Annotated in this window: 22 protein-coding genes; 13 read left to right on the top strand and 9 right to left on the bottom strand. The window is 71.6% G+C overall.

What is annotated here, in order from left to right:
• Positions 1-47: 47 nt before the first annotated feature.
• Positions 48-650: a bacterial proteasome activator family protein gene (locus C6W10_RS30515; protein WP_107264412.1), complete on the bottom strand. Its 603-nt coding sequence runs from the start codon at positions 648-650 to the stop codon at positions 48-50.
• A 112-nt stretch (positions 651-762) separates the two neighbouring features.
• Between C6W10_RS30515 and C6W10_RS30510 the strand changes: the two genes are divergently transcribed.
• Both C6W10_RS30510 and C6W10_RS30505 read left to right on the top strand, forming a co-directional pair.
• Positions 763-1614 carry a S9 family peptidase gene (locus C6W10_RS30510; protein WP_107262551.1) on the top strand — a complete coding sequence of 284 codons (852 nt, stop codon included), beginning with the start codon at positions 763-765 and terminating at the stop codon, positions 1612-1614.
• Between the two features lie 46 nt (positions 1615-1660).
• Positions 1661-2872 (top strand): ABC transporter substrate-binding protein, encoded by a 1212-nt coding sequence (locus C6W10_RS30505; protein WP_107262550.1) that lies wholly within the window; start codon positions 1661-1663, stop codon positions 2870-2872.
• Between the two features lie 54 nt (positions 2873-2926).
• On the opposite strand, the gene ddaH is transcribed toward C6W10_RS30505, so the two are convergent.
• Positions 2927-3712, bottom strand: a complete 786-nt coding sequence (gene ddaH, locus C6W10_RS30500; RefSeq protein ID WP_107262549.1) for a dimethylargininase — start codon at positions 3710-3712, stop codon at positions 2927-2929.
• A gap of 106 nt (positions 3713-3818) precedes the next feature.
• On the opposite strand from ddaH, the gene C6W10_RS30495 reads away from it, so the two are divergent.
• The 3 genes from C6W10_RS30495 to C6W10_RS30485 all read left to right on the top strand — a co-directional run bounded on the left by C6W10_RS30495 (position 3819) and on the right by C6W10_RS30485 (position 8329).
• Positions 3819-4277, top strand: a complete 459-nt coding sequence (locus tag C6W10_RS30495) for an Lrp/AsnC family transcriptional regulator (protein ID WP_107262548.1) — start codon at positions 3819-3821, stop codon at positions 4275-4277.
• 484 nt (positions 4278-4761) lie between these two features.
• A complete protein-coding gene (locus C6W10_RS30490) occupies positions 4762-6126 on the top strand; it encodes a glycoside hydrolase family 6 protein (protein ID WP_107262547.1) in 1365 nt (454 codons plus the stop codon).
• Positions 6127-6289: 163 nt separating this feature from the next.
• Positions 6290-8329, top strand: a complete 2040-nt coding sequence (locus tag C6W10_RS30485) for a beta-propeller domain-containing protein (RefSeq protein WP_107262546.1) — start codon at positions 6290-6292, stop codon at positions 8327-8329.
• A gap of 51 nt (positions 8330-8380) precedes the next feature.
• Here the strand turns inward: C6W10_RS30485 and C6W10_RS30480 are convergent, their stop codons facing one another.
• Together C6W10_RS30480 and C6W10_RS30475 are read right to left on the bottom strand one after the other, a co-directional pair.
• Positions 8381-9493 carry a hypothetical protein gene (locus tag C6W10_RS30480; RefSeq protein WP_107262545.1) on the bottom strand — a complete coding sequence of 371 codons (1113 nt, stop codon included), beginning with the start codon at positions 9491-9493 and terminating at the stop codon, positions 8381-8383.
• A gap of 135 nt (positions 9494-9628) precedes the next feature.
• A complete protein-coding gene (locus C6W10_RS30475; protein WP_107262544.1) occupies positions 9629-10525 on the bottom strand; it encodes a PHB depolymerase family esterase in 897 nt (298 codons plus the stop codon).
• A gap of 81 nt (positions 10526-10606) precedes the next feature.
• On the opposite strand from C6W10_RS30475, the gene C6W10_RS30470 reads away from it, so the two are divergent.
• Positions 10607-11185 carry a PadR family transcriptional regulator gene (locus C6W10_RS30470; protein WP_107262543.1) on the top strand — a complete coding sequence of 193 codons (579 nt, stop codon included), beginning with the start codon at positions 10607-10609 and terminating at the stop codon, positions 11183-11185.
• 128 nt (positions 11186-11313) lie between these two features.
• Here C6W10_RS30470 and C6W10_RS30465 read toward each other — a convergent pair whose 3' ends face one another.
• Positions 11314-11652, bottom strand: a complete 339-nt coding sequence (locus tag C6W10_RS30465; RefSeq protein ID WP_234361488.1) for a DUF6457 domain-containing protein — start codon at positions 11650-11652, stop codon at positions 11314-11316.
• Positions 11649-12371, bottom strand: a complete 723-nt coding sequence (locus C6W10_RS30460) for a molybdenum cofactor guanylyltransferase (protein ID WP_107262542.1) — start codon at positions 12369-12371, stop codon at positions 11649-11651. Before C6W10_RS30460 ends, C6W10_RS30465 begins: the two co-directional genes overlap by 4 nt.
• Positions 12372-12430: 59 nt before the next feature.
• Here C6W10_RS30460 and fdhD point away from each other — a divergent pair, with 59 nt between their 5' ends.
• Positions 12431-13288, top strand: coding sequence for a formate dehydrogenase accessory sulfurtransferase FdhD (fdhD, locus tag C6W10_RS30455; RefSeq protein ID WP_107262541.1), 858 nt, complete (start codon positions 12431-12433; stop codon positions 13286-13288).
• A 113-nt stretch (positions 13289-13401) separates the two neighbouring features.
• Entirely contained in the window at positions 13402-13815 is a 414-nt protein-coding gene (locus tag C6W10_RS30450) for a nuclear transport factor 2 family protein (RefSeq protein WP_107262540.1), read from the top strand.
• An 11-nt stretch (positions 13816-13826) separates the two neighbouring features.
• Here C6W10_RS30450 and C6W10_RS30445 read toward each other — a convergent pair whose 3' ends face one another.
• Complete coding sequence (locus C6W10_RS30445; RefSeq protein WP_107262539.1) at positions 13827-14618, bottom strand: alpha/beta fold hydrolase; 792 nt, start codon at positions 14616-14618, stop codon at positions 13827-13829.
• A gap of 419 nt (positions 14619-15037) precedes the next feature.
• On the opposite strand from C6W10_RS30445, the gene C6W10_RS30440 reads away from it, so the two are divergent.
• Entirely contained in the window at positions 15038-17140 is a 2103-nt protein-coding gene (locus tag C6W10_RS30440; RefSeq protein WP_159104821.1) for a GDSL-type esterase/lipase family protein, read from the top strand.
• A gap of 23 nt (positions 17141-17163) precedes the next feature.
• On the opposite strand, the gene C6W10_RS30435 is transcribed toward C6W10_RS30440, so the two are convergent.
• The gene (locus C6W10_RS30435) at positions 17164-18216 is read right to left on the bottom strand and encodes a DUF4192 domain-containing protein (RefSeq protein WP_107262537.1); all 1053 of its coding nucleotides are present in this window, start codon (positions 18214-18216) and stop codon (positions 17164-17166) included.
• Between the two features lie 71 nt (positions 18217-18287).
• Entirely contained in the window at positions 18288-18749 is a 462-nt protein-coding gene (locus C6W10_RS38125) for a hypothetical protein (protein WP_199853774.1), read from the bottom strand.
• Positions 18750-19009: 260 nt separating this feature from the next.
• On the opposite strand from C6W10_RS38125, the gene C6W10_RS30425 reads away from it, so the two are divergent.
• From C6W10_RS30425 to C6W10_RS30410, 4 genes are all read left to right on the top strand, one after another.
• Positions 19010-19795, top strand: a complete 786-nt coding sequence (locus C6W10_RS30425) for a helix-turn-helix transcriptional regulator (protein WP_159104820.1) — start codon at positions 19010-19012, stop codon at positions 19793-19795.
• A complete protein-coding gene (locus C6W10_RS30420) occupies positions 19786-19980 on the top strand; it encodes a DUF397 domain-containing protein (protein WP_107262535.1) in 195 nt (64 codons plus the stop codon). The genes C6W10_RS30425 and C6W10_RS30420 overlap by 10 nt, the downstream gene beginning before the upstream one ends.
• Before the next feature lie 20 nt (positions 19981-20000).
• The gene (locus C6W10_RS30415; RefSeq protein ID WP_107262534.1) at positions 20001-20192 is read left to right on the top strand and encodes a DUF397 domain-containing protein; all 192 of its coding nucleotides are present in this window, start codon (positions 20001-20003) and stop codon (positions 20190-20192) included.
• 98 nt (positions 20193-20290) lie between these two features.
• Positions 20291-22132 (top strand): Hsp70 family protein, encoded by a 1842-nt coding sequence (locus C6W10_RS30410; protein ID WP_159104819.1) that lies wholly within the window; start codon positions 20291-20293, stop codon positions 22130-22132.
• The last annotated feature ends 62 nt before the right edge of the window (positions 22133-22194 follow it).

Below are 22194 nucleotides of genomic sequence, written 5' to 3'. Positions count from 1 at the left end.
CCGGCCGGGCTGGTCTCGCCCGGCCGGGAACGGTCGGTGCCGGGGAGTTACAGGTACTGGCCGGGGCCGGGGCCCTCACCGGGTTGCCCGGCGTTGCCGCCCGGCATCCCCGGAAGTGCGCCGCCGGGGCCCATCGGCAGCGCCGGACGACCGCCGGACCGCATCTGCTCCAACTGCATCCGGGCCGCCATCTGCTGGGCGACCAGGGCCGCCTGGATGCCGTGGAAGAGACCCTCCAGCCAGCCGACCAGTTGGGCCTGGGCGATCCGCAGCTCCGCCTCGCTCGGCGCGGCGTCCTCGCCGAACGGCAGCGAGAGCCGCTCCAGCTCGTCCCGCAGCTCCGGAGCGAGCCCGTCCTCCAGCTCGACGATCGACCGCTGGTGGATCTCCCGCAGCCGGTGCCGGCTGGCGTCGTCGAGCGGCGCGGCCTTGACCTCCTCCAGCAACTGCTTGATCATGCTGCCGATCCGCATCACCTTCGCCGGCTGCTCGATCAACCGCGCCGGGTCCTCGCCAGGCGTCTCGCCGTCGGTCGGCACGGTGCCGACCGGGCGCCCGTCCGGGCCGACCACCAGCACGGCGCCGCCGGGGCGCTTCTCCGCCGGAGCCGAGTCGTCGTTCTCTTCCTGGGAACGTGGCACGTGGGTCATGTCCACCATCTTCCCGCAACCACCCCCGCCGACACGCGCCCCCCACCCCCGGTCACCGGCCGCACCGGCCCCTCGGGAGCTGCGGCGGCACCGGCACCGTACGGTCGGCAGCATGACCGAGGACGGCAGCGCCGTACCACCCGCCGATCCACGGGAGGTGCTCGGCCGGCCGGCGCCGCCGCCGGACCTGCGACTGCGGTACGGCGCCGATCCCGAGCACGTCGCCGACCTGCGCCTGCCGGCCGGGGTCACCGGTCCGGCCCGGCCACTGGTGGTGGTCGTGCACGGCGGCTTCTGGCGGGCCGAGTACGACCGCCGGCACACCGGGCCGCTCGCGGCCGACCTGGCCGGCCGGGGCTACCCGGTGGCGCAGGTGGAGTACCGCCGGACGGGGCAGCCGGGTGGCGGCTGGCCCGGCACCCTCGACGACGTCGCGGCCGGGATCGCCGCACTCCCCGGGCTGGTCGAGGCCGTGCTGCCGGCCGGCGGGACGGCACCCGGTCCACCGATCCTGCTCGGGCACTCCGCCGGGGGACACCTCGCGCTCTGGGCGGCGTTGCGCGCCCCGGAGCGGGTACGCGGGGTGCTCGCCCTGGCCCCGGTGCTGGACCTCGCCGAGGCGTACCGGCTCGACCTGGACGGTGGCGCGGTGGCCGCACTGCTCGGCGGCGGCCCCGACGAGGTCCCGGAGCGTTACGCGGCCGCCGACCCGGCCCGCTCGGCGGCACCCCCGGTCCGGATCTCGATCGTGCACGGAACCCTGGACCGGCAGGTACCGGTGGCGGCGACCCGCCGGTACGCTGCCGGGGCGCACGACGCCGACCTGCGGTTCGTCGAGTTGCCCGAGTGCGAGCATTTCGGGCTGATCGACCCGCTGTCCCGGGCGTGGCCAGCGGTGCTGGCCGAGTTACATTGGCTAGCTGGAAGATCAGGCGGCATTGACGCAGCATCCCGTTCCCGGTAGAACCCCGGGAGGGCTGCGCACTTCACCGCCGCCCCGGGAGGGATCCGTGTCGCAGATGGACCGCAGACGAGCGCTCAAGCTGCTGGGCTCGCTCGGCGCGCTCGGCGCCACCGGGCTGGCCGCCGCGTGCGGCCGGGACGACGGCCTGGAGGCCGAGGAGCCGCTCAGCGACGAGCCGGTACGGATCGGCATGATCACCGCGCAGTCCGGCGTGTACCGGCCGATCGGCGACGAGATGCTCCGGGGCTTCCAGCTCTATCTCGACCTGAACGACCAGCGGCTCGGCGGTCATCCGGTCGACCTGGTCGTCGCCGACGAGGGCGAGACCCCGGAGTCCGGCCGGGCCGCCCTGGACCAGCTGGTCAAGCAGCGGGTGCTGGCGCTCACCGGAGTGGTCAACTCGGCGGTGATAACCGGCCTGCGGGACGCCGTGGAGCAGGCGAAGATCCCCCTGATCAGCTCCAACGCGTCCCCGTCGACGTTGCAGAGCGTGGTCTACATCTGGCGTACGTCGTACATCAACGACGAGCCGGGGCGGGCACTGGCGCCGTACGTCAAGAACGAGATCGGGGCGAACGGCAAGGTGTCGATCATCGCCCCGGACTACGACGCGGGCCGCGACTCGGTGCAGGGCTTCCGGCAGAGCTTCGGCGAGTCCGACGCGCGGATCTCCGCCCCGGTGATCTGGACGAAATACTTCCCCGGCAAGCCGGCGCGGAACGGGTTCGCCCCGTACATCCAGCAGTTGGTCGACCGCGACCCGGACGCCATCTACTGCTTCTTCTCCGGCGAGTCCGCCATCGAGTTCCTCAAGAAGCTGCGCCTGGCCGGCTACCGCAAGCAGATCTACGGGCCGGGCTTCCTGACCGAGGGGCCGGTGCTGGACAATCTCCGGAAGCAGGAGGCCCAGGGGATCGTGACCTCCCTCAACTACTCCGCCGACCTCAACAACGCGGCCAACCGGCGGTTCGCCTCCGCCTTCCGCAAGGCGCACGGCTCGACCCCGACCACCTACGCGATGGCCTCGTACGACGCCGCGCAGGTGCTCGACAAGGGGATCCGGATCGCCGGTGGGAACCTCACCCCGTTGCAGCTCAACCTGGCGCTGGGCCGGATCGGTCAGATCGACAGCCCGCGCGGCCCGTGGCAGTTCAACCAGCCGCGTACGCCGCAGCAGAAGTGGTATCTGCGCGAGGTGAAGCCGGACGGGCAGGTGCTCTCCAACGTCCTGATCAGCGAGCTGGCGACGCTGGGCTGAGCCAGCCGAGCCGCCGGAGCCACCCCGGGGTACGGCCGGGGTGGCGAGGCCGGCTCAGTCGCGGAGTTCGGCGACGCAGCACTTGACGCTGCCGCCGCCCTTCTTCAGCTCGGCCAGCTCGACCGGGACCGGCAGGTAGCCGGCGGCGGCGACCTTGGCGGCCATTCCGCTGGCCTCGCCGTTGAGCACCACGTGCCGGCCGTCGCTGACCAGGTTCAGCCCGAACGCGAAGGCGTCGACCTCGTCGGCCCGGACCGCGTCGGGGAAGAGCTGGGCGAGTACCCGCTGGGCGGAGACCGAGAACGCCTCCGGGAAGTACGCGATGTTGCCGTCGTCGAGCGGGGCCAGCGCGGTGTCGAGGTGGTAGAAGCGCGGGTCGACCAGGCGCAGCGAGACGACGGGACGGCCGAGTACCTCCTGCGCCTCGGCGTGCGCGGCCGGCTCGGTCCGGAAGCCGTACCCGGCGAGGATCAGCCCGCCGTGCGCCTCCGGCAGGTAGGTGAAGTCGCCCTCACCCTCGTTGATCTCGGCGGGCGCCACGAACCGGGCTCCCCGCGCCTCGTGGAACGTCCGGTGCGCGCCGGCCTCGGCGGCCCGCTGGGGGTGCCGGAACCGGGCGCCGTAGACGGTGCCGTCGACCTCGAAGGCGCCGTTGGCCGCGTAGACCATGTCCGGCAGGCCGGGTTCGGGGCCGAGTTCGTGCACGGTGTGACCGAGGCCGAGCAGCGTCTCCCGCAACCCGTGCCACTGCTTGACGGCCAGCTCCCGGTCGACCGGGGTGCTGGTGTCCATCCACGGGTTGATCGCGTACTCCACGGTGAAGTACTCCGGCGGACACATGAGATATGTCCGCTTTCTAGGGATCCTCGGCTGGTTCACGGATCCAAGGGTAGGTAGGGTACAGCTTTACTAACAGCCAGAAGTGTTGCCTGGAAGAGGCGGAACGTTGCAGATCGACGGCGTGGACCAGAGAATCATTGCGTCGCTCGTCGCCGACGCCCGCGCCTCGTACGCGGAGATCGGCGCCCGGGTCTCGCTCTCGGCACCGGCGGTGAAGCGGCGGGTCGACCGGTTGCGCGCGGCCGGCGTGATCAGGGGATTCACCACCGTCATCGACCCGGCGGCGGTCGGCTGGAGCACCGAGGCGTTCGTGGAGCTCTTCTGCACCGGGCGGACCACCCCGACCCAGATCACCGTGGCGACCCGGCGGCATCCCGAGGTGGTCGCCGCCTACACCGTCTCCGGCGAGGCGGACGCGCTCGTCCACCTCCGGGCGGCCGACATCGCCCACCTGGAGCAGGCCCTCGAACGGCTCCGGGCCGAGCCCTTCGTCACCTCGACCCGGAGCATGATCGTGCTGTCCCGGCTGGTCGACTCGCCCACCGTGGTCCCCGCCCCGGCCTGACCGGAGGCCGGCACGGGGGTCGTCGGCGCCCGCTGCGGTGTCGGCGCGACCTGCCCGGCGCCGTCGCCGACCGTCGGGCGGACGACCCACCCCGTGCGCTACTTACCGTAGCCGGGCGGGTCGGGTACGACGCGTCGCGCCTTTCGCGGGACTTGATCACGATCGAATTCGAGTCGCTCCATATTGCGACTGACCGGCGCAGATGCGGCATTCGATCACGTTGATATTTCTGCCCTGTTTCCTTACGGTTGCGGTGGGAGCGTGCCCATGTGATGATGGCCATCAATTGGTACTTGAGTCGCGAGCCGGGCAAGAACATTACGTCGCCCAGGGCAGCCGATATCAGGAAATGGGCGACCGCGACGCCGGAACCCGCTACCGCGGAGGCGGGCGATCGGTACCGCACCACCCGATCCGAACGAGCCGCCGTAGTGCCCCACCAGGGCCGGAACGGCGGACGTCATCGTCGCGAGGAGTAATCAAGATGGACACCAACCCCTTATCCCGGGGTAAGTGGTCGCCGGCCCGTCGCGGGCTGGCCGCCGCCGCGGCCTTCTCCCTCGTCACCGGTCTGCTGCTGGCCCCGGCCGGCCAGGCCAGCGCCGCTCCCAGGGTGGACAACCCCTACGAGGGGGCCACCGTCTACGTGAACCCGGACTGGGCCGCGAAGGCCACCGCCAGTGGCGGTGCGGCGATCGCCGACCAGCCCACCGGCGTCTGGATGGACCGCCGCGCCGCCATCACCGGCACCGAAGGCGCCCGTGGCCTGCGCGAGCACCTGGACACGGCGGTGGAGCAGGGCGCCGACCTGATCCAGATCGTCATCTACAACCTGCCCGGCCGGGACTGCGCCGCGCTGGCCTCCAACGGCGAACTGGGTCCGGACGACATCGACGTCTACAAGTCCGAGTACATCGACCCGATCGTCGAGATCATGGGCGATCCCGCCTACGCCGAACTGCGGATCGTCAACATCATCGAAATCGACTCGCTGCCGAACCTGATCACCAACGTGGGCTCGCGGGAAACCGCGACGCCGGAGTGCGACGAGATGCTGGCCAACGGCAACTACGTCGAGGGCGTCGGTTACGCGCTGGCCCAGCTCGGATCACTGCCGAACACCTACAACTACATCGACATCGGCCACCACGGCTGGCTCGGCTGGGACGACAACTTCGGCCCGGCCGCACAACTCTTCCACGAGGCGGCGACCGCTGCCGGTGCCACCGTGGACGACGTGCACGGCTTCATCAGCAACACCGCCAACTACGGCGTACTGCGCGAGGAGTTCTTCGACGCCAACACCGTGGTCGGCGGCCGGCCGGTCCGCGAGGCCAGCACCTTCGTCGACTGGAACCGGTACGTCGACGAGCTGTCCTACGCCCAGGCGTACCGGGACGAGCTGATCTCGGTCGGCTTCAACGACGACATCGGGATGCTGATCGACACCTCCCGCAACGGCTGGGGCGGCCCGGACCGGCCGACCCGGGCCAGCAGCTCGACCGACCCGGAGATCTTCGTCAACGAGTCGCGCATCGACCGCCGGATCCACCTCGGCAACTGGTGCAACCAGGCCGGTGCCGGCATCGGCGAGCGGCCGACCGCTGCTCCGGAGGACGGCATCGACGCGTACGTCTGGATCAAGCCCCCGGGCGAGTCGGACGGTGCCAGCCGGGAGATCCAGAACGACGAGGGCAAGGGCTTCGACCGGATGTGCGACCCGACGTACGAGGGCAACCCGCGCAACCAGTACAACATGTCCGGTGCCCTGCCGGACGCCCCGCTCTCCGGGCACTGGTTCGAGGCCCAGTTCCAGGAACTGCTCCGCAACGCCTACCCGCCGCTGTGATTCCCCGGACGGCTCTCGCCCTGCTCCACCGGAGGATCTGACCCGGCAGCAGCGGTAGGGGACCTGGTGCGGTCGACCGACGTCGGCCGCACCAGGTTCGCGGATGGGGACCGGGAGCCACCGGTCGGGAACCGTGGGCGCGGGTCGGCGCGTCGAACCGGGCATGACACCCGAACGGGGAACTCGATCCGGCGCCGCCGTCGGTACGGCGTTCGTCGCCGGCCTGGCGCTGACCGGCACGCTGCTCACCGGCTGCACCTCCGGGCCGGATCCCGCTCCGCCGGCACCCCCGCGCGACAGTGGGGTACCGGCCAGCGGGCTGCGACTGGTCGCCTTCGACTCCTGCCCGAGCGCGCTGGCCGGGCTCCGCGCCGCCGCCAGGGCGTACGTCGGGCCGTACGGCTTCGCCGGCGGTGGAATGGAACAGACGTTCCGGGGCAACGACGGTGGCGCCGAGCGGGCCGCCGGGGCCGACGCGGCGGGGTTGACCCGGGACAACGCCGCCGCCCCCGATGCCGGGTCCGGCTACTCGGGGACCAACACCCACGAGGCCGGGGTGGACGAGCCCGACCTGGTGAAGACCGACGGCCGGCGCATCGTCACGGTCAGCCGGGGCACGCTGCGGGTGGTCGATCCGGCGAGCCGGCGGTTGACCGGCACGCTGAAGCTCGACTCCGGCCCGGACGTCGGCTGGGCCGAGACCAACCTGCTGCTGCACGGTGACCGGGCGCTGGTGCTGGCCCGGGAGCACGGCGCCGTCGAGCCCGGGGCGATCCGGCGGGGCCGGCCCGGCGTGCCGCCCGCCGACGACCGGCAGCAGGCCATCGTCGGCCCCCGGCTGATCCTGGTCGACCTGGCCGGCCCGCCGAAGATCGTCGGCGACTACCGGATCGACGGCGGCCTGGTCGACGCCCGCCAGGTCGGCCCGACCGTCCGGGTGGTGGTCCGCTCCTGGCCCCGGCTCGACTTCCCGCTGAACAAGGGGGCCGGGCCGGCCGACGAGAAGAAGAACCTCGCCGCCAACCGGAAGATCATCGACCAGGCGCCGATCGACGCCTGGCTGCCCCGCTACCAGACCAGCACCGGTGGGCAGACCAGCACCGGGCGGGTCGGCTGCGACCGGCTGAGCCGGCCGGCGGTCTACTCCGGTACCTCGCTGGTCACCCTGCTCAGCTTCGACCTCAACGCGGCCGGCCTCGGTGACGGCGACCCGGTGGCGGTCGCCGCCGACGGCGACACCGTCTACAGCAACGGGTCGCGGCTCTATCTCGCCAGCGACCAGCGCTGGCGGGTGCTGCCGGCGCTGACCGCCGACGACCGGGCGCCCGACCCGAAGGACGAGCAGACCGACGTCTACCAGTTCGACATCTCCGGCTCCGACCGGCCCCGCTACGTCACCGCCGCCACCGTGCCCGGCTGGCTGATCAACCAGTACGCGCTCTCGGAGTGGGACGGGCACCTGCGGGTGGCCACCACCAGCGGGCGTACCTGGGGGCAGAACCCGAAGTCCAGTTCCGCCGTCTACGTGCTGCGCGCCGACGGGCGGACGCTGACCGAGACCGGCCGGGTCACCGGGCTGGGCAAGGGCGAACGCATCTACAGCGTGCGGTTCGCCGAGGGGACCGGTTACGTGGTGACCTTCCGGCAGACCGATCCGCTCTACACCGTGGACCTGCGCGATCCCCGGTCTCCGGAGGTGACCGGCGAGCTGAAGATCACCGGGTACTCGTCGTACCTGCACCCGATCGGCGGTGGACGGTTGATCGGGATCGGTCAGGAGGCGAACCGGCAGGGGCGGACCGAGGGCACCCAGGTCTCCCTCTTCGACGTCTCCGATCCCGCGAAGCCGACCCGGATCGCCCAGCACCACGTCCGGTACGGCCACTCCGAGGCCGAGTTCGACCCGCACGCCTTCCTCTACTGGCCGGCCACGAACACCCTGGTGGTGCCGCTGACCACGTACGCGCAGGCGGGCATCGACGGCAGGGTCGAACCCGGCGGCGGCGCCCTGGTGCTGCGGGTCGCCGACGGCGGCTTCACCGAATCCGGGCTGGTCGAGCACGCCGAGGTCCGGACGACGGAGTCGAGCGGGATGATCCGCCGATCGCTGATGGTCGACGGGGTGCTCTGGACCGTCTCCGACGGCGCCATCAAGGCGACCGACCTCGGCACCCTCGGCACGCTGGGCATGATCCGGATCTAGCCGGTACGGCGCGCCCCGGACCGGGGTGTTACCGGTGACCCTTCCGAGGGGTTACAGGTACATCCCGGTCCGGTGCTCGCCGGTCTCCCGGTGCTGCGCCTTGTCGCCCTCGCCGAAGAACCGCCGGCCGCCGAACTCGCCGTGCAGCCGGTCGTCCAGCTCGTCGGCGAGCCCGGTCATCACCTGGACGGCGAGCATCAGGTGGGTCGGCTGGAAGTTCCGGCCGAAGACCGGGATGGAGGCCCAGACGGTGTCGTTGGTGCAGTAGAGCCGGCCGATCGGCATCCGGTTGGTCAGCTCGGAGAGCTTGACGTAGAGCTGCTCGGTCGGCTCGACCTCGGTGAGTACCGGGGAGAAGACGTCGACCAGCGGGGGGTTGTCCCGGACCCGGACGAAGACCATCGCCGAACCGGCCCGGATGCCGATGTCGCCGTCGGAGTCGACCTGGAGCTGGTCCGCCGACGACTTCAACATCGCCGAGACCACCGTGCGGACCCGGTCCTCCAGGGCCAGCGCGTCGTTGCCGCTCTGCGCGGCCCGGGCCGCCGCGAGCGCCTCGTCGAGGTCGAGGTCGAGGTCGGCGGTCGGATCCGCGGCGACCTCGGGCCGGGCGGTGCCGAGCGGCTCGACCGCGACCGGTTCGTCGGACTCGTCGTGGACCAGGAAGACGAGGAAGGCCGGGTGCGGTGCGCCGTAGACGTCGCGCAGGGTCCGCGAGACCGTGGTGGCGAGCCGACCCGCCTCGGTCGTGCTGGCCCGCATCCCGAAGTGCCCGCCGGAACCCTCGACCACCCCGGGCGGCGACCAGCCGAGCGCGATCATGTCGGCGATCGCGGCCCGGTCGAGCCGGTACCCCTGGGGCAGGGCGGTGTTGCCCACGGCCCGCAGGTCGATCCGGTCGTCCTCGCCGATCTCGATGCTCACCGAGTAGACGGCGTCCCCGGTGCCGGAGGCGGTCGGGTCGAGGGTGAGCGCGATCTGCGTACCGGTCGGCAGGCCGCGTAGCTGCTCGGCGAGCGCTCGGGCGAACTCCTGCCATGCCTCGGTCACCTTGACCCGGAGGTCCGCGGTTGTCGGCTCGTCGAGCAGGATCGATTCGTGGTGCTCGGCCGGGTTCCCCTCGGCCACTTCGTCCCGCGGCGCCGCAGGTTTGTCAGCCGCCATAACCGCCTCCGTCCGTCAGGGCACCGCACACCCTACCCAGCCGACCGGTTGGCCGGGACAGTGCGGACCCCGATCGGACACTAGAGGGGCTGTCCCGGAGTACTCCGGAGGACAGCCCCTCGGCGCGGGCCGACGCTAGCGGCGGGGGTTCGCGGCGAAGAACTCCCACATCGCGGCGGTGGCGTCCACGGCGGCCCGGTAGCCGCTCGCCGACGGCCAGGCGTGCCCCATTCCGTTCACCGTGTAGTCGACGACCTGGCTGCCGTCCGGGCAGGTGCTGGCCGTCCGGTTCACCGTCCTGCCCGGGTCGACCCAGGCCGGCGTCCCGACGGTGCAGCCGAGGTTCTTCTGCCAGCGGGACAGCCCGCTGTAGATCCGGGAGGAGTTGCGGTCCTCCCGGCCGACGAAGGTGATCAACGAGACCGGCTTGCCGGGCTTGTAGTTCGGGTCACTGGCGGCCGGCCCACCGGCGAAGGCCCCGCTGACCGGCGCGATCGCCGCGAACACCTCGGCCGCCTCGACCCCGAGCGCGTACGTCAGCTCGGCGCCCGAGGAGAAGCCCGTCGCGTAGACCCGGCCCTGGTCGACCGACCACTCCTTGACCATCTTCTCGACCAGCGCCCGGACGAAGTTGATGTCGTCACCCTGCTCGGCCACCCGGCTGAACTGCCTGTTCAGCGCCTTCGGGTAGGCGACGAGGAAGTTCTCGGCGTCGGCGAGGGCGTTCAGCCCGCTGGTGTCGCGCAGCCGGTCGGGGCTCTGGTCGGTGCCGTGCAGGGCGACCACCAGCGGGATGGGTGTGCCGGGGCGGTAACCCGACGGTGCGTGCACCGCCCAGGTCCGTTCCTGGCCGGCCCAGTCGATCGCCAGGGTGTGGTCGCCGGGTGCCGGTGAGACCGCCGGTCGGGCGGCCCTGGACTTGCTCGGGTCGGTCTCGCTGCCGGCGTCGTCCGCCGCGCCGCAGGCCGTCGTCGTGCCGATGACCGCCGTCAAGGCGATCGCTGCCAGGATGGATCGTCCAACGCTGCGCATCAGTTCCCCGTTCGATGTGCGGTTGCTGGTCGGACACTATGTCAAAATTGACATAGTGATGTCGTGGCGGGAGATAACAGTTTGGCTACCGTCAGTGCACTGGGTTACGCCCTGCTCTGCGCTCTCCACCGAGGCCCGCTCACCGGCTACGACCTGGTGCAGCGGATGCGCAAACCGATCGGCTACTACTGGACCGCCCAGCAGAGCCAGATCTATCCCGAGCTGGCCCGGCTGTCGGCGAGCGGGCTGATCGAGCACGACGCCGAGACCGGTCCGGGCCCACGGCAGCGCAAGACCCACCGGCTCACCGCCGCCGGCCGGGAGGCGCTGGCCGCCTGGCTGGTCGAGCCGCCCGCGCCCCGGGCCTTCCGGGACGAGACGCTCCTCAGGACGTACGCGCTGGCCGCCGCCGACCCGGAGGGGATGCGCGAGTTCTATCTCGCCGAGGCCGAGACGTACCAGCGCCGGCTGGACGCCTTCCAGGAACAGCACGCCGACCTGCTCTCCCGGCACGCGGACGATCCACTCCATCCGCAGTTCGGCGCCTTCGCGACCCTGGAACTGGCCCTGGCCGGCACACCGCCCCGGATCCGCTGGTGCCACTGGATGGCCGAGCGGATGACCGAACTCGCCCGACTCCGGCGTGAGTCGTCCCGGTAGCACCCCGGCCCGGCGAGAGCGGTGACCAACGGGCCACCGCTCCATCGGGTGAGTTCTCGTCGCAGGTGTCCTCCCCTGTCCCGAGAACGTCACCGGACGTTGAGGAAGACCTTCACGGGCGCGAAAAGTCACGCACCCGGGTCGGAGAACTCGATTCTGGGATCGACGTGGGTTCTGGAGCCGGCTTCGGTTCTGGAATCGGCTCCGGTTCTGGGGTCGGCTTCGGCGTCGGCCTGCTCCGCCGGCCAGCGGCCGGCGAGGGCGGCGAGGGCGGCCGCCGCGACCGCCGGGTCCGCGCCACGACCGACCGCGACCCCGAGCAGGTACGCGGTGACCGGCGCGCCGGGCCGGAGCACGTTGTGGGCCACGTCGCGGGCCAGGTCGAGCACCTGTCGCACGTCGACCTCGGCCGGATCGAGGCGCAGTTCGGCACAGGCTGCCGCCAGCCAACGGTCCATCACGTTCATCGAATCCACTCCTCGGCCCGGCGTAGGTCGTCGTCAGTGTCGCAGTCGAACCAGGGCGGCGGGCCCGAGCCTCGCCACGCCACCTCGGTCACGGTCAGCTCGGCGACCAGGGCGCGCATCGACGTACCGGTGAGGACGCCGCCCCGGCCGGCGGCCAGCCGGGCCAACGCGGCCCGCAGCGGGCCGACCCGCCATACCCCGCAGAGGAACTGCGCCCGGCCGGCGTCGTCGACGTAGACCACGCCGTCGGCACCGGGAGCCCGGGACAGCGCGGTACGGAGCTGGCGTACCGCGTCGGCGGTGAGCAGCGGCAGGTCGGCGGCGAGCAGCGCGACGACCCCTGCGTCGGCGGTGTCGGGCGGGGCGGTGTCGGGGAGCAGGGCGGCCAGGCCGGCGGCGACCGCCGCGACGGGTCCGCCGCCGGGCGGCTGCTCCCGGGTCGCGCGTACCCCGGTCGGTAGCTCGCCGGCCGGGCCGACCACGACCCGGAGGTCGGCGTCGGCAACCGCCGCGAGCACCCGGTCCAGCATCGGGCGACCGCCCACCGGCAGCGCCGGCTTGTCCACCCCACCCATCCGGCGGGCCGCCCCACCGGCCAGCACCAACGCCGCGAAGCCGGGCGGCTGCTGGCCGCCGGAGAGTCGGGCCGGCCGGGGTTCGGCCGGCGGCGTCGTTCCGCCGGCTGGGCGGGGTTCGGCGGGCGGCCCGGCTGCGGTCATCCGGTAACGGTAACCGGGGCTACGGCGGGATACGGCCGGCCGCGAGGCAGGATTGGGGCATGGGACGAGCCAGTGGTCGGCGGAGCGTACTGCGGATAGACCTCGACTCGGCGGAGGCGGGTGGCCGGGTCTCGGTGCGCCGGCAGGACAATCTCGCCGCCGAGGAGCCGCTGGAGATCCGGGTGGGTCCGGCCGGGCCGAACCGGCGCGCCCCGCTGGCGGTCACCATGCGTACCCCCGGCGACGACATCGACCTGGCGATCGGGTTCCTGCTCACCGAGGGGATCGTCCGGACCGCCGACGACGTACGCACGGCGCAGCTCTGTGCCGGTACCGACACCCCGAACACCTACAACGTGGTGGACATCGTCCTCGCCGACGACGTACCGGCACCGGCCACCGATCCGGCCCGGAACTTCTACACCACCAGCTCGTGCGGGGTGTGCGGCAAGGCGAGCATCGACGCCGTCCGTACCCGGTCCCGGCACGATGTGTCGACGGACCAGGTCAGCGTGCCGGCGCGTACCCTCGCCGACCTGCCCGACCAGCTCCGGGCCGCGCAGCGCGGCTTCGACCGGACGGGTGGGTTGCACGCCGCGGGGCTCTTCACCGCCGACGGGAAACTCGTCGTGCTCCGCGAGGACGTGGGCCGGCACAACGCGGTCGACAAGGTGATCGGCTGGGCGGTCCGGGAGCAGCGGTTGCCGCTGCGCGGGCATCTGCTGCTGGTCTCCGGACGGGCCAGCTTCGAACTCACCCAGAAGGCGTGGATGGCCGGCATCCCGCTGCTCGCCGCCGTCTCCGCGCCGAGCACCCTCGCCGCCGAGCTGGCGACCGAGGCCGGGATGACCCTGGTGGGCTTCCTCAGGGGCGGCACCATGAACGTGTACGCCGGAGACGCCCGGATCACCGTCTGACCGGCACCCGCGCCCGTCTCCACCCCTGCCGCCCTACCTGTCAGGTAATCGCCAGCGGACGTGCGCGCTGGCAGTCTCGACCGGCAAGCGTGATCAGGCACTGGAGGCATGTCATGGACACCCGAGCCACCGTCGAGGAACTGCTGCGCCGGATCGGTGCCGGCGACCCGGAGCGGACCGCCGCGCTCTACGCCGACGCGGTCGACTGGAAGGTCAACTGGCCCGAGCCGACCCACCCGGCGGTGCCGTGGATCCGGCCCCGCAGCAGCCGGGCGGACGTCGTCGACCACCACCGGACCCTGGCCGCGAGCAGCGTGCCGGGGCAGGGCTCGGCCACGATCGAACGGATTCTGGTGGACGGCCCGGACGCGGTGGTGATCGGCGAGACCGCGCAGACCGTACGGGCCACCGGGAAGCGGTTCAACACCCGGTTCGCCCTCCATCTCACCGTCGAGGACGGGTTGATCGTCCGGCACCATGTCTACGAGGACAGCCTCGCCGTCGCGCTGGCCTGCGAGCCCGGTTGACCCGCCACGGGTCAGCGGGCCAGGATCCGGGCGACCTCCGCGGGCCGGGCGAGGTGCGGGAAGTGGCCGCTCTCCGGTACGACGGTGATCGTGACATCGGGCAGCGCCGACTCCAGCCACCGCCGGTACGCCGGATCCGGCTCGTTGCCCACCACATAGTCGTACGGGATGCCCCGGGAGCGGATCTGGGCCAGGTCGCGGGTCCGCTCCTCCCCGAGCGCCTCGGCGCTGTTCGCCAGGACCTCGCCCCAGTAGCCGAGCAGCAGATCCTGCCGTGGCGTGGTCGCCGTACGGACCAGTTCCCGGGCGGGCTCGGGCAGCAGGTCGATCTCCATCCGGGCGAGCATCGTTTCCCAGACCTGCTGCCACTGCGGCCCGCGCAGTACCGGCTCGGCCCGGCGCACCACCGTGCCGAACGCGCCGACCAGCAGCGGCTGGTCCACGTTCACCACGCCTCGGGCCGGGTAGCGGGCGGCGTAGATCGTCGCCAGCATCCCGCCGAGGGAGTGGCCGACCACGATCGGCGGGTCGAGGCCGGCCTCCGTCACCGCGCCGTGCAGGACCTCCACGACCTCGCCCGTGTCGTACGACTCACGGCCCGGCGAATCGCCGTGCCCGGGCAGGTCGACGGCGATCACCCGCCGGTCCGGGTCGATGGCGGCCAGCTCACGCAGGACCGGCCCCCACTGGCGCCGGTCGTAGGTCAGTCCGTGCAGCAGGACCAGCGGCGGCCGGCCGCCGTCGTCCGTGCCGTGGCGGTCGGCGGCCAGTCCGCCGAGGTACCGCCCGTCCGGGTCAACCATGTCGGCTCCGATCGCCAGGGCTGCACTGAGCAGGCGCGAACAGGAGGCGCACAGGTTGGAGACGGCGTCCGAGCAAGGTCACGTGCTCAGGCTACCGTCACCCTGCGTATCGACATGCCTGTTGACGAGCCGAGCCCTCCGGTAGGCAGGCCCCGGAAGGGCCCGGCCGCCTCTTGCCACTGGGCGCGGCATAGACGAAGATGATCACCCACACGACGTGCACGGGGGCGCACCCGTCGTGCTTGCGTCCCTGCACAGTTTGGGGGACCGGTGAGGTTCAGACCGCTGTTCTTCGCGCTACTGCTCACCGCGACCGGGTCCCTGGTCGGCACTCCGGCGGCAGCCGCCGCCCCCGCCCCCGCCCCCAGCCGTCCACGCAGGTCGCGAGCCCGTACGACCCGATCATCGGTCAGTTCAACATGGCCGGCGGTCACCCGACGCACGGCGTCAAGGGCAACGAGGTGGCCGACGCGTTGGCTCAGGCCATCAACAGCCGGGCACCCAGGCTCGCGTTCCTCACCATCAACGAGGGCTGTCTGGACTGGCTTGAGCGGATAGAGACGCAGCTGCCGCTGGCGTACACGCTGCGCTTCGACCCGATCCGGGGCGGCAACGGCCAGGTGGCGAACTGCAAGCACGAGTCGCCGTTCGGCAACGCCATCATCTACAACGAGAACATCCTGCCCGACCCGCAGCCGGTGGCGCACGACCTGCGGGCCCTGGAGGGCGCCGAGAAGCGCGAGATGCTGTGCCTGCGATCCGTCGCCAGGACGCTGGTGGTCTGCACCGCCCACCTCGTCGCCTCGGCCGAGAACGTCGAGCAGCGCAAGCGGGAGGCGGCAGAGGTCAAGCGGGTACTCGCGACCGACTATGCCGGCTATCACGTGTACCTCGGTGGCGACCTCAACGACGGCCCACTCTCCGACGCACTGAGCAACCTCTACCACAGCGGCTACGGGGGCATTCAGTACCAGGAGGCGCACGGCGCCTTCAAGGAGGTCTTCAGCCCCTGCGGCAACGAGATCAAGGTCCAGTACATCGCGGACGACGCGAAGAAGTACTACTGCCGGAGCGGCAATCCCACCCACACGCTGAACAAGTACGACTACCTGTTCGTGCCGCCGGCCGCGGTCGTCCACTCGACCCAACTGGTCTCGTCGCCGCACTCCGACCACAAGCAACTGTGGGCCGAGGTGACGATGACGTCGACCGCCGGACCACTCGTCGACTCGATCATGGTGGTCGGTGACTCGATCAGCCAGGGGCTGGAGGGCGACTACACCTGGCGGTACCGGCTGGCCCAGCACCTGAAGGCGGCCGGCCGCGATGTCACCTTCGTCGGGCCGTACCGGGGCACCACCCGAGTGCCGAGGGCCCAACCCGCCAACTATCCGGAGGAATCGGCGCCGCCGTACTTCAACGGCGTCTACCGTGACGGTCTCACCTTCGACAGCGACCACTTCGCCCAGTGGGGACGCCAGGCGCATCAGGCCAAGGACGACATCCGAGCCCGGGTGAGCCAGTACCAGCCGACCTATCTCCTGGTCGAGCTCGGCTTCAACGACCTGGGCTGGGGCGTGTCGGATCCGGATGGGCTGATCGCCGACATGCGTACGCTGATCGCCAACGCCCGAGCCGCCAAGTCCAACATCCGGATCCTGGTCGCCAGCGTCCCGCAACGCACACCACTGGACATCCAGCCGGACCTTGGCACGAAGATCAGCGCGTACAACGCCAAGCTGGGTCCCGCGTTGCAGGCGTTGAACACGACGACGTCTCCGGTACGGCTGGTGGACATCACCACCGGCTACGACCCGTACGCCGACGCCTACGACGGCCTGCACCCGAACCCCGCCGGTGAGCACAAGATCGCGCGGGCGTTCGCCAACGTCCTGTGGAACCAGTTCCGGGTCGGTGCGCTCTACAACATCCCCTCCGGGAGCACTCCGAGCCTGGTGCCTACCAAGCCCGACTGGATAAGGGCGACCTCCACCACGAGCGGGATCAGGCTGGAATGGCAACACTCGTTCGGTGCCGGCGGCTACTGGTTCTACCAACGCAACGCGACCATCGGTGAGGCGTTCTCGCGGCTGCCGTTGCAGATTCCGGCCGACTCGTGGGGCGTCAACTGGGTCGTGCCCGGCCACCGCTACGAGTTCTACGTCGTGGCCACGCGCGGCGACGCGTACGCCAGCGCGCCGTCGGCGGTCACCTCCGCCACGGTCGCCAACCTGGAGACCGCGGCCGGCCCGCCGAACATCACCGCGACGGCCGGGACGGGCTACATCGACGTCAGTTGGGACGCCGCGACCGGGCCGTACAGCGAGACGGTGCACAAGTACACCGTCTATTACCTGGACAGCTCCGAGCCGGGCGCCATCGTCTCGACGAAGTCCACCACCGGCCGCTCGGTCCGGTTGTCCGGCCTGGTCAGCGGTCATACCTACATCCTGGCCGTCTGCTCGGTGAACGCGGCCGGGGAAGGAATGCCCGCAGCCGGCCCGAGCCGCACCGTCGGCTAGTGCGCCGAGGGCCGCGAGCATCGTCATCCGGGTTCACCCGCCCGGGGCGGTGGCTCGGCAGGGTCGGGTTCGAGCCAGTCGTCGAGGACGGAGGGACCGATCCCGGCCTGTAACGCCTCGGACAGGAGCTGGGCGAACGAGTAGTCGGGCTGCGCCTGCAACGCACGCTCCACCGCCACGCCGGCCAGGGCGCCTTGGCCGGCCCGCCAGGCGGCGAAGCCGAGCAGGCTGGCGGGGGCGGGCACCAGGTCGGGTTCGACCCGCCGGAGCACGTCCGTCCAGAGCGCAAGGTGCCACTCCTCGCCACCGGTCCGCTGCCAGGCGTCGTCCCGGACCGGCAGGTGCACCAGGAGCAGGCCGAGCCAGGCTACCTCGTCGTCGGTGAGCTGACCGCCCGTACGGTACCGGTGCAGCGCCCTGCGCACCGCCGTACGGCCGGCCCGGCGCAGCGCCCGGCGGCCCCGCGGATCCCCGGGCGGGGCCTTGCCGAGCAGGGTGCCGAGGCGGTACTCCGCCCGTCTGGCCGCCTCCCGCAACGCCTCCCGGGCCGGACCCTCGACCGGGGCGATCCGCCGGGCCAGGGCGTCCCGGTCGGGGAGCGCGACCTGGCCGGCGAAGGTGGCCGCCGCCGCCAGCTGGCTGGTCGAGGAGTCGAACCGGCGCCCCTCGGCGGGACAGCAGTCGGCCTCTCCGCACAGGTACGACCAGTAGCGGTCACCGGTCACCCGGAGCGCTTCGAGCACCGGCAGTCCGACCCGACCGAGGGCGGCCGTCACCGCGTCGACCGCCGGGGTGACCCGGGTCGGTTCGCCGTACCCGATGACGGTCGTGGTCTCGACCCGCTGCCGGGCGACGACCGCCGCGACCTGTGCGGCGGCCTCGTCGACCTCGCCACCGGCCGCCGGCCCGGCAGTGCCACCGGGGAGGTCGCCACGGGCGACGAAGACGACCTGGTTGCCGCGCAACGCGATCACCACCACGCTGTCGGCCGGGTGGAAGCCCAGCAGGTAGGGCACGGCGGCGAGCAGGTCGGCGGTCGAGCGGACGGCGAGGACGGCTCGATCGATCGGCGTCATAGCGGGCAGCGTGCCGAGCCGGGCAGCCCGGCCGGGACCCCTGTGGACGACACGCCCGAAGCTATCCACAGCTACTCTCCGTATTTCGGCTGCTCAGCCGCCAAACGCGACCCGTCGGCAGATGCACCGGAGTTGGTCGATGTCGGCGGAAGCCAGCCCAGAAACCGTGCGGCGAGATCCATCGGCTCCCGGCCGGGCTGGTCCTCGATCGCCGCCAGCAGCCGGCTGGCCAGGAAGATCGCCAACCGGTGCCGGTCGTCGCGGTACATCGCCAGCAGCACCAGCCGGGCCGGCTGACACGGCCACGGTCCGCCGCACTCCCGGCAACGGAACGGCGGCCGGATCGGCGTGTGCGGCCGGAACCGGGCGTACGGCCGGCGGCTCACCACCGCGAGTTCCTGGCCCGCAGGCGCGGCACGCGGAACGGCGCGGGCGCGGCCGAGTCGGGGCAACGCCAACGGAGCCCGCACCGGCAATAGCGCCACCGTCTGCGCCAATCCCGACGGTGTGTCGAATTCGATCGTGATCGCCATTCCATGATGCCTTCCTCCCGCTGCGACGCGTTGGATGCGGGGGTGCATCGGTGGCGTACACACCGATGCCACCCCCGCGCACATCCGCCCGTCCTTTCGGGGGGATCGCGTTACGGATCCGGACGAATGCGCCTGCCTTCCACTCTGGACTCCGGATGACGGACTGGGGAAGATGGGCGACGGTCGGGTGGTCAGACCGGCCACGGAGGTATTCGGACGTAGAGAATCGGGCATCCCTCGTAGAGAGTCGGAGAGTGCGAATGAACATGTCAGCCAGCGAATTTCTGCTATGGGAATTGCGGCGCCGGAGGACGGTCGAGGGGCTCAGCCAGGACGAGTGGGGATCACGCCTCTACTTCTCGCCGCAGCACGTCAGCGCCGTCGAGCGAGGCACCCGGCCGGTCAAGCTCGACTATCTCCAGGCCGTCGACAACGAGTTCGGCACGTCGCTGGCGGTCTTCTACGAGAGCTTCGTCAAGCAGGAACTCGCCCCGGTCTGGTTGCGCCCCTGGCTGGAGTACGAGGAGAAGGCCACCGCCCTACGGCTGTACGGCGCACTGGTGATCCCCGGACTCTTCCAAACCGAGCGGTACGCGCGAATGGTTCTCTCATGTAGTCCGCTGCAAACCGACGAGTTGGAGCGCAAGGTTCAGCTCCGGGTGAGCCGCCAGGACATTCTTGATCGCACCAACCCGCCTCGCGTCTCTGCCATCATCGAGCAACTGGCGCTTCGACGCGGCGAGCCGGAAATCATGTCGGAGCAGATCCGGCACCTCATCACGCTCAGGGAGCGGCCCAACATCACCATCCGGGTGATTCCTGCCGACGCCCCGGCGCATCTCGGCTGGGGTGGCCCTCTGGCACTCGCGAGCTTCACCGATGCCGAGGACGTCGGCTACCTCGACAACCACCTGGTGGGGCAGACCGTGACCAGCCCAAACCAGGTCGCCACGCTGCACGAGGTCTGGGATAGTGTCAGCGCAGTCGCACTGCCAGCTCGCCAATCCCTGGACCTCCTCAAGGAAGTGGCAAAGTCATGGACTTGACCGACGCCGCCTGGCGCAAGAGCACACGTTCCACCCCGAACGGTGGGGACTGCGTCGAGGTCGCGGACAACCTGCCCGGCCGCGTACTCGTCCGGGACAGCAAGGACCGCGCCGGCGGCACCCTCGCCTTCACCCCCACCGCCTGGCACGCCTTCGTCACGAACCTCGCCCACCAGCCCGGGTAGCCAGAGGGAGGTAACCCGCCATGGACATCACCGACGCCGCCTGGCGCAAGAGCACGCGTTCCACCCCGAACGGCGGAAGCTGCGTCGAGGTCGCGGACAACCTGCCCGGCCGCGTACTCGTGCGGGACAGCAAGGACCGCGACGGCGGCACCCTCGCCTTCACCCCCACCGCCTGGCACGCCTTCGTCACGGACCTCGCCCACCGACCGTAGATTCGTCCGTTGTAGCTGGCTGGTCGCGGCCGGACAGGGATGTCGCAGCGGCATAGAATCAGCCATTGATGGGTGGGAGTCCGGCTCCGCTTGGCACAGTGCACCTCGGCATCGACGTCGGCACGTCGAACACGGCGGCGGTTCTGCGTGATCGCGACGGCGAGGTCCGCCCGGTGCTCTTCGACGGCGCTCTGCTGCTGCCCTCCGCCGTCTTCGTCGACGGGGACACCATGCTCGTCGGGCTCGACGCACAGCATGCCGGTGCCTCCCGGCCCGCTCTCCTGGAGCCCAACCCCAAACGCTGCGTCGACGACCGGTTCGTGCTGCTCGGTGAGCGGGAGATCCCCGTCGAGTCGCTGCTCGCCGCGATTCTGCGCCGAGTACGCGAGACGGCTGAGCAGGTCGCCGGGCGCCTCGACGCGGTGACCCTCACCTATCCGGCGACCTGGGGAGCCCGCCGGCTCGCCACCCTGACCACCGCCGCGCAGCTCGCCGGGCTGCCGATCCCCAGGACGGTGCACGAACCGGTCTCCGCCGCCGCGCACTTCGTCGGACTGCCCGCCGTCGACCTCGCCGAGAAGCAGCTCGCGCTCGTCTACGATCTCGGCGCGGGTACCTTCGACGCCACCCTGATCAGGCGGACCGGCGACGGCTTCGACGTGGTAGTCAGTCAGGGACTCGCCGACGCCGGTGGCCTCGACATCGACGCGGCGATCGTCGCCTCGATCTACGCCCACCTTCGGCCCGGCGACGACGCCTGGGACTACCTGCGCCAGCCGCGTACGCCGGCCGATCTGCGCGACCGTCGGACTCTGACGGACGGCGTACGGGCGGCCAAGGAAATGCTGTCCCGCACCTCTTCCACCTCCGTGTACGTCCCGGTGCTGGACACGGAGGTACCGCTCGGACGGGAACAGTTCGAGGCGCTGGCCCGGCCGCTGCTCGACCGGACGGTGGCGGCGACCCGGGCGGTGCTGCGGGACGCGCACGTCGCCGAGCCGGACCTGTCGGCGATCTTCCTGGTCGGCGGCTCGACCCGGATCCCGCTCGTCGGCACCCTGCTGCACCGGGCGTTGGGCCGCCCACCGGTCGTACTCGACCAGCCGGAACTCGCGGTCGCCTACGGCAGCATCGCCGCCCCGCACCGGTCCGCCCCGCTCTCCTCACCCACCACGGCGCTTCCGCCGACCGACCGGGCCGCACTCGCCACCACCCACGCCCTGCCGACCGACCAGCCCACGGCGACCGCTCCGGCACCGCCGACCGTCACGGCGCCGCCGACCGACCAGCCCGCGCCGGTCACCCGGGCGGTCCTGCCGGCCGGTTCGCTCGCGGGCCCGGCACCGGCCCGGAGCCGCTGGCCGGGTCGGCTGCCGGTACGGCTGTCGCGTCACCCGCGCTGGACAGCCGCCGGGCTCGGTCTGGTCCTCGTCGCGGCGGTCGGGCTGGCCTATCTGACGGTCCGGCAGGACCGGGACCCGAAGCTTCCCGTCGGCGCCTCGACCGGAAGCCCGCACCCCACCGCCGGTACCCCTGGTTCGGCAACCCCGGTGGCCCTGCCGAGCCCGTCGACTCCCGCCGCGTCTCCCGCCGGACCGGTCGTGCCGGCCCCGTTCGTCGGCCGCTGGACCGGAAGGGTCAGCCAGCCGGGTGGTGTGGTCCGGTCGTGGAACGTGGTCGTCAGGCTCGCCGCCGGCTCCGACGTCGGATCGTTCGAGTCGCCCAGGCTCGGTTGCCGGGGGACCCTCACCGTGGTGGCTCCCCGGCCCACCGAGCGTGAAATCCACCTGCGCCAACGCACCACCCGAGACCCACGGGGCATCTGTGTCGACGCGGCGGACTGGACGCTGATCACCGCCGGGCCGGATCGGATCGACATGTTCTGGCAGCAGTTCGGCATCCCCACCAACACCGCCACCGCGACCCTGACCCGCCCCTGAGCCGGCAGCCGGCCCCCGGCAACCACCGCCGGCAACCACCGTCAACCGCTCACCCGGGAACG

Source organism: Plantactinospora sp. BB1 (genome assembly GCF_003030385.1).
Taxonomy (GTDB): Bacteria; Actinomycetota; Actinomycetes; order Mycobacteriales; family Micromonosporaceae; genus Plantactinospora.
Note: the sequence above shows the minus strand (reverse complement) of the source record. Positions and strands in the feature narration are given on the sequence as shown.

Excerpts from the sequence above, each read along its gene's own strand:
- C6W10_RS30440 (WP_159104821.1), top strand. The coding sequence starts at position 15,038 with ATGGCCGGCGGTCACCCGACGCACGGCGTCAAGGGCAACGAGGTGGCC.
- C6W10_RS30425 (WP_159104820.1), top strand. The coding sequence starts at position 19,010 with ATGAACATGTCAGCCAGCGAATTTCTGCTATGGGAATTGCGGCGCCGG.
- fdhD (WP_107262541.1), top strand. The coding sequence starts at position 12,431 with ATGGGACGAGCCAGTGGTCGGCGGAGCGTACTGCGGATAGACCTCGAC.
- C6W10_RS30485 (WP_107262546.1), top strand. The coding sequence starts at position 6,290 with ATGACACCCGAACGGGGAACTCGATCCGGCGCCGCCGTCGGTACGGCG.
- C6W10_RS38125 (WP_199853774.1), bottom strand. The coding sequence starts at position 18,749 with ATGGCGATCACGATCGAATTCGACACACCGTCGGGATTGGCGCAGACG.
- C6W10_RS30415 (WP_107262534.1), top strand. The coding sequence starts at position 20,001 with ATGGACATCACCGACGCCGCCTGGCGCAAGAGCACGCGTTCCACCCCG.
- C6W10_RS30435 (WP_107262537.1), bottom strand. The coding sequence starts at position 18,216 with ATGACGCCGATCGATCGAGCCGTCCTCGCCGTCCGCTCGACCGCCGAC.
- C6W10_RS30490 (WP_107262547.1), top strand. The coding sequence starts at position 4,762 with ATGGACACCAACCCCTTATCCCGGGGTAAGTGGTCGCCGGCCCGTCGC.
- C6W10_RS30420 (WP_107262535.1), top strand. The coding sequence starts at position 19,786 with ATGGACTTGACCGACGCCGCCTGGCGCAAGAGCACACGTTCCACCCCG.
- C6W10_RS30515 (WP_107264412.1), bottom strand. The coding sequence starts at position 650 with ATGACCCACGTGCCACGTTCCCAGGAAGAGAACGACGACTCGGCTCCG.
- C6W10_RS30465 (WP_234361488.1), bottom strand. The coding sequence starts at position 11,652 with ATGAACGTGATGGACCGTTGGCTGGCGGCAGCCTGTGCCGAACTGCGC.
- C6W10_RS30450 (WP_107262540.1), top strand. The coding sequence starts at position 13,402 with ATGGACACCCGAGCCACCGTCGAGGAACTGCTGCGCCGGATCGGTGCC.
- ddaH (WP_107262549.1), bottom strand. The coding sequence starts at position 3,712 with ATGTGTCCGCCGGAGTACTTCACCGTGGAGTACGCGATCAACCCGTGG.
- C6W10_RS30445 (WP_107262539.1), bottom strand. The coding sequence starts at position 14,618 with ATGGTTGACCCGGACGGGCGGTACCTCGGCGGACTGGCCGCCGACCGC.
- C6W10_RS30475 (WP_107262544.1), bottom strand. The coding sequence starts at position 10,525 with ATGCGCAGCGTTGGACGATCCATCCTGGCAGCGATCGCCTTGACGGCG.
- C6W10_RS30510 (WP_107262551.1), top strand. The coding sequence starts at position 763 with ATGACCGAGGACGGCAGCGCCGTACCACCCGCCGATCCACGGGAGGTG.
- C6W10_RS30480 (WP_107262545.1), bottom strand. The coding sequence starts at position 9,493 with ATGGCGGCTGACAAACCTGCGGCGCCGCGGGACGAAGTGGCCGAGGGG.
- C6W10_RS30460 (WP_107262542.1), bottom strand. The coding sequence starts at position 12,371 with ATGACCGCAGCCGGGCCGCCCGCCGAACCCCGCCCAGCCGGCGGAACG.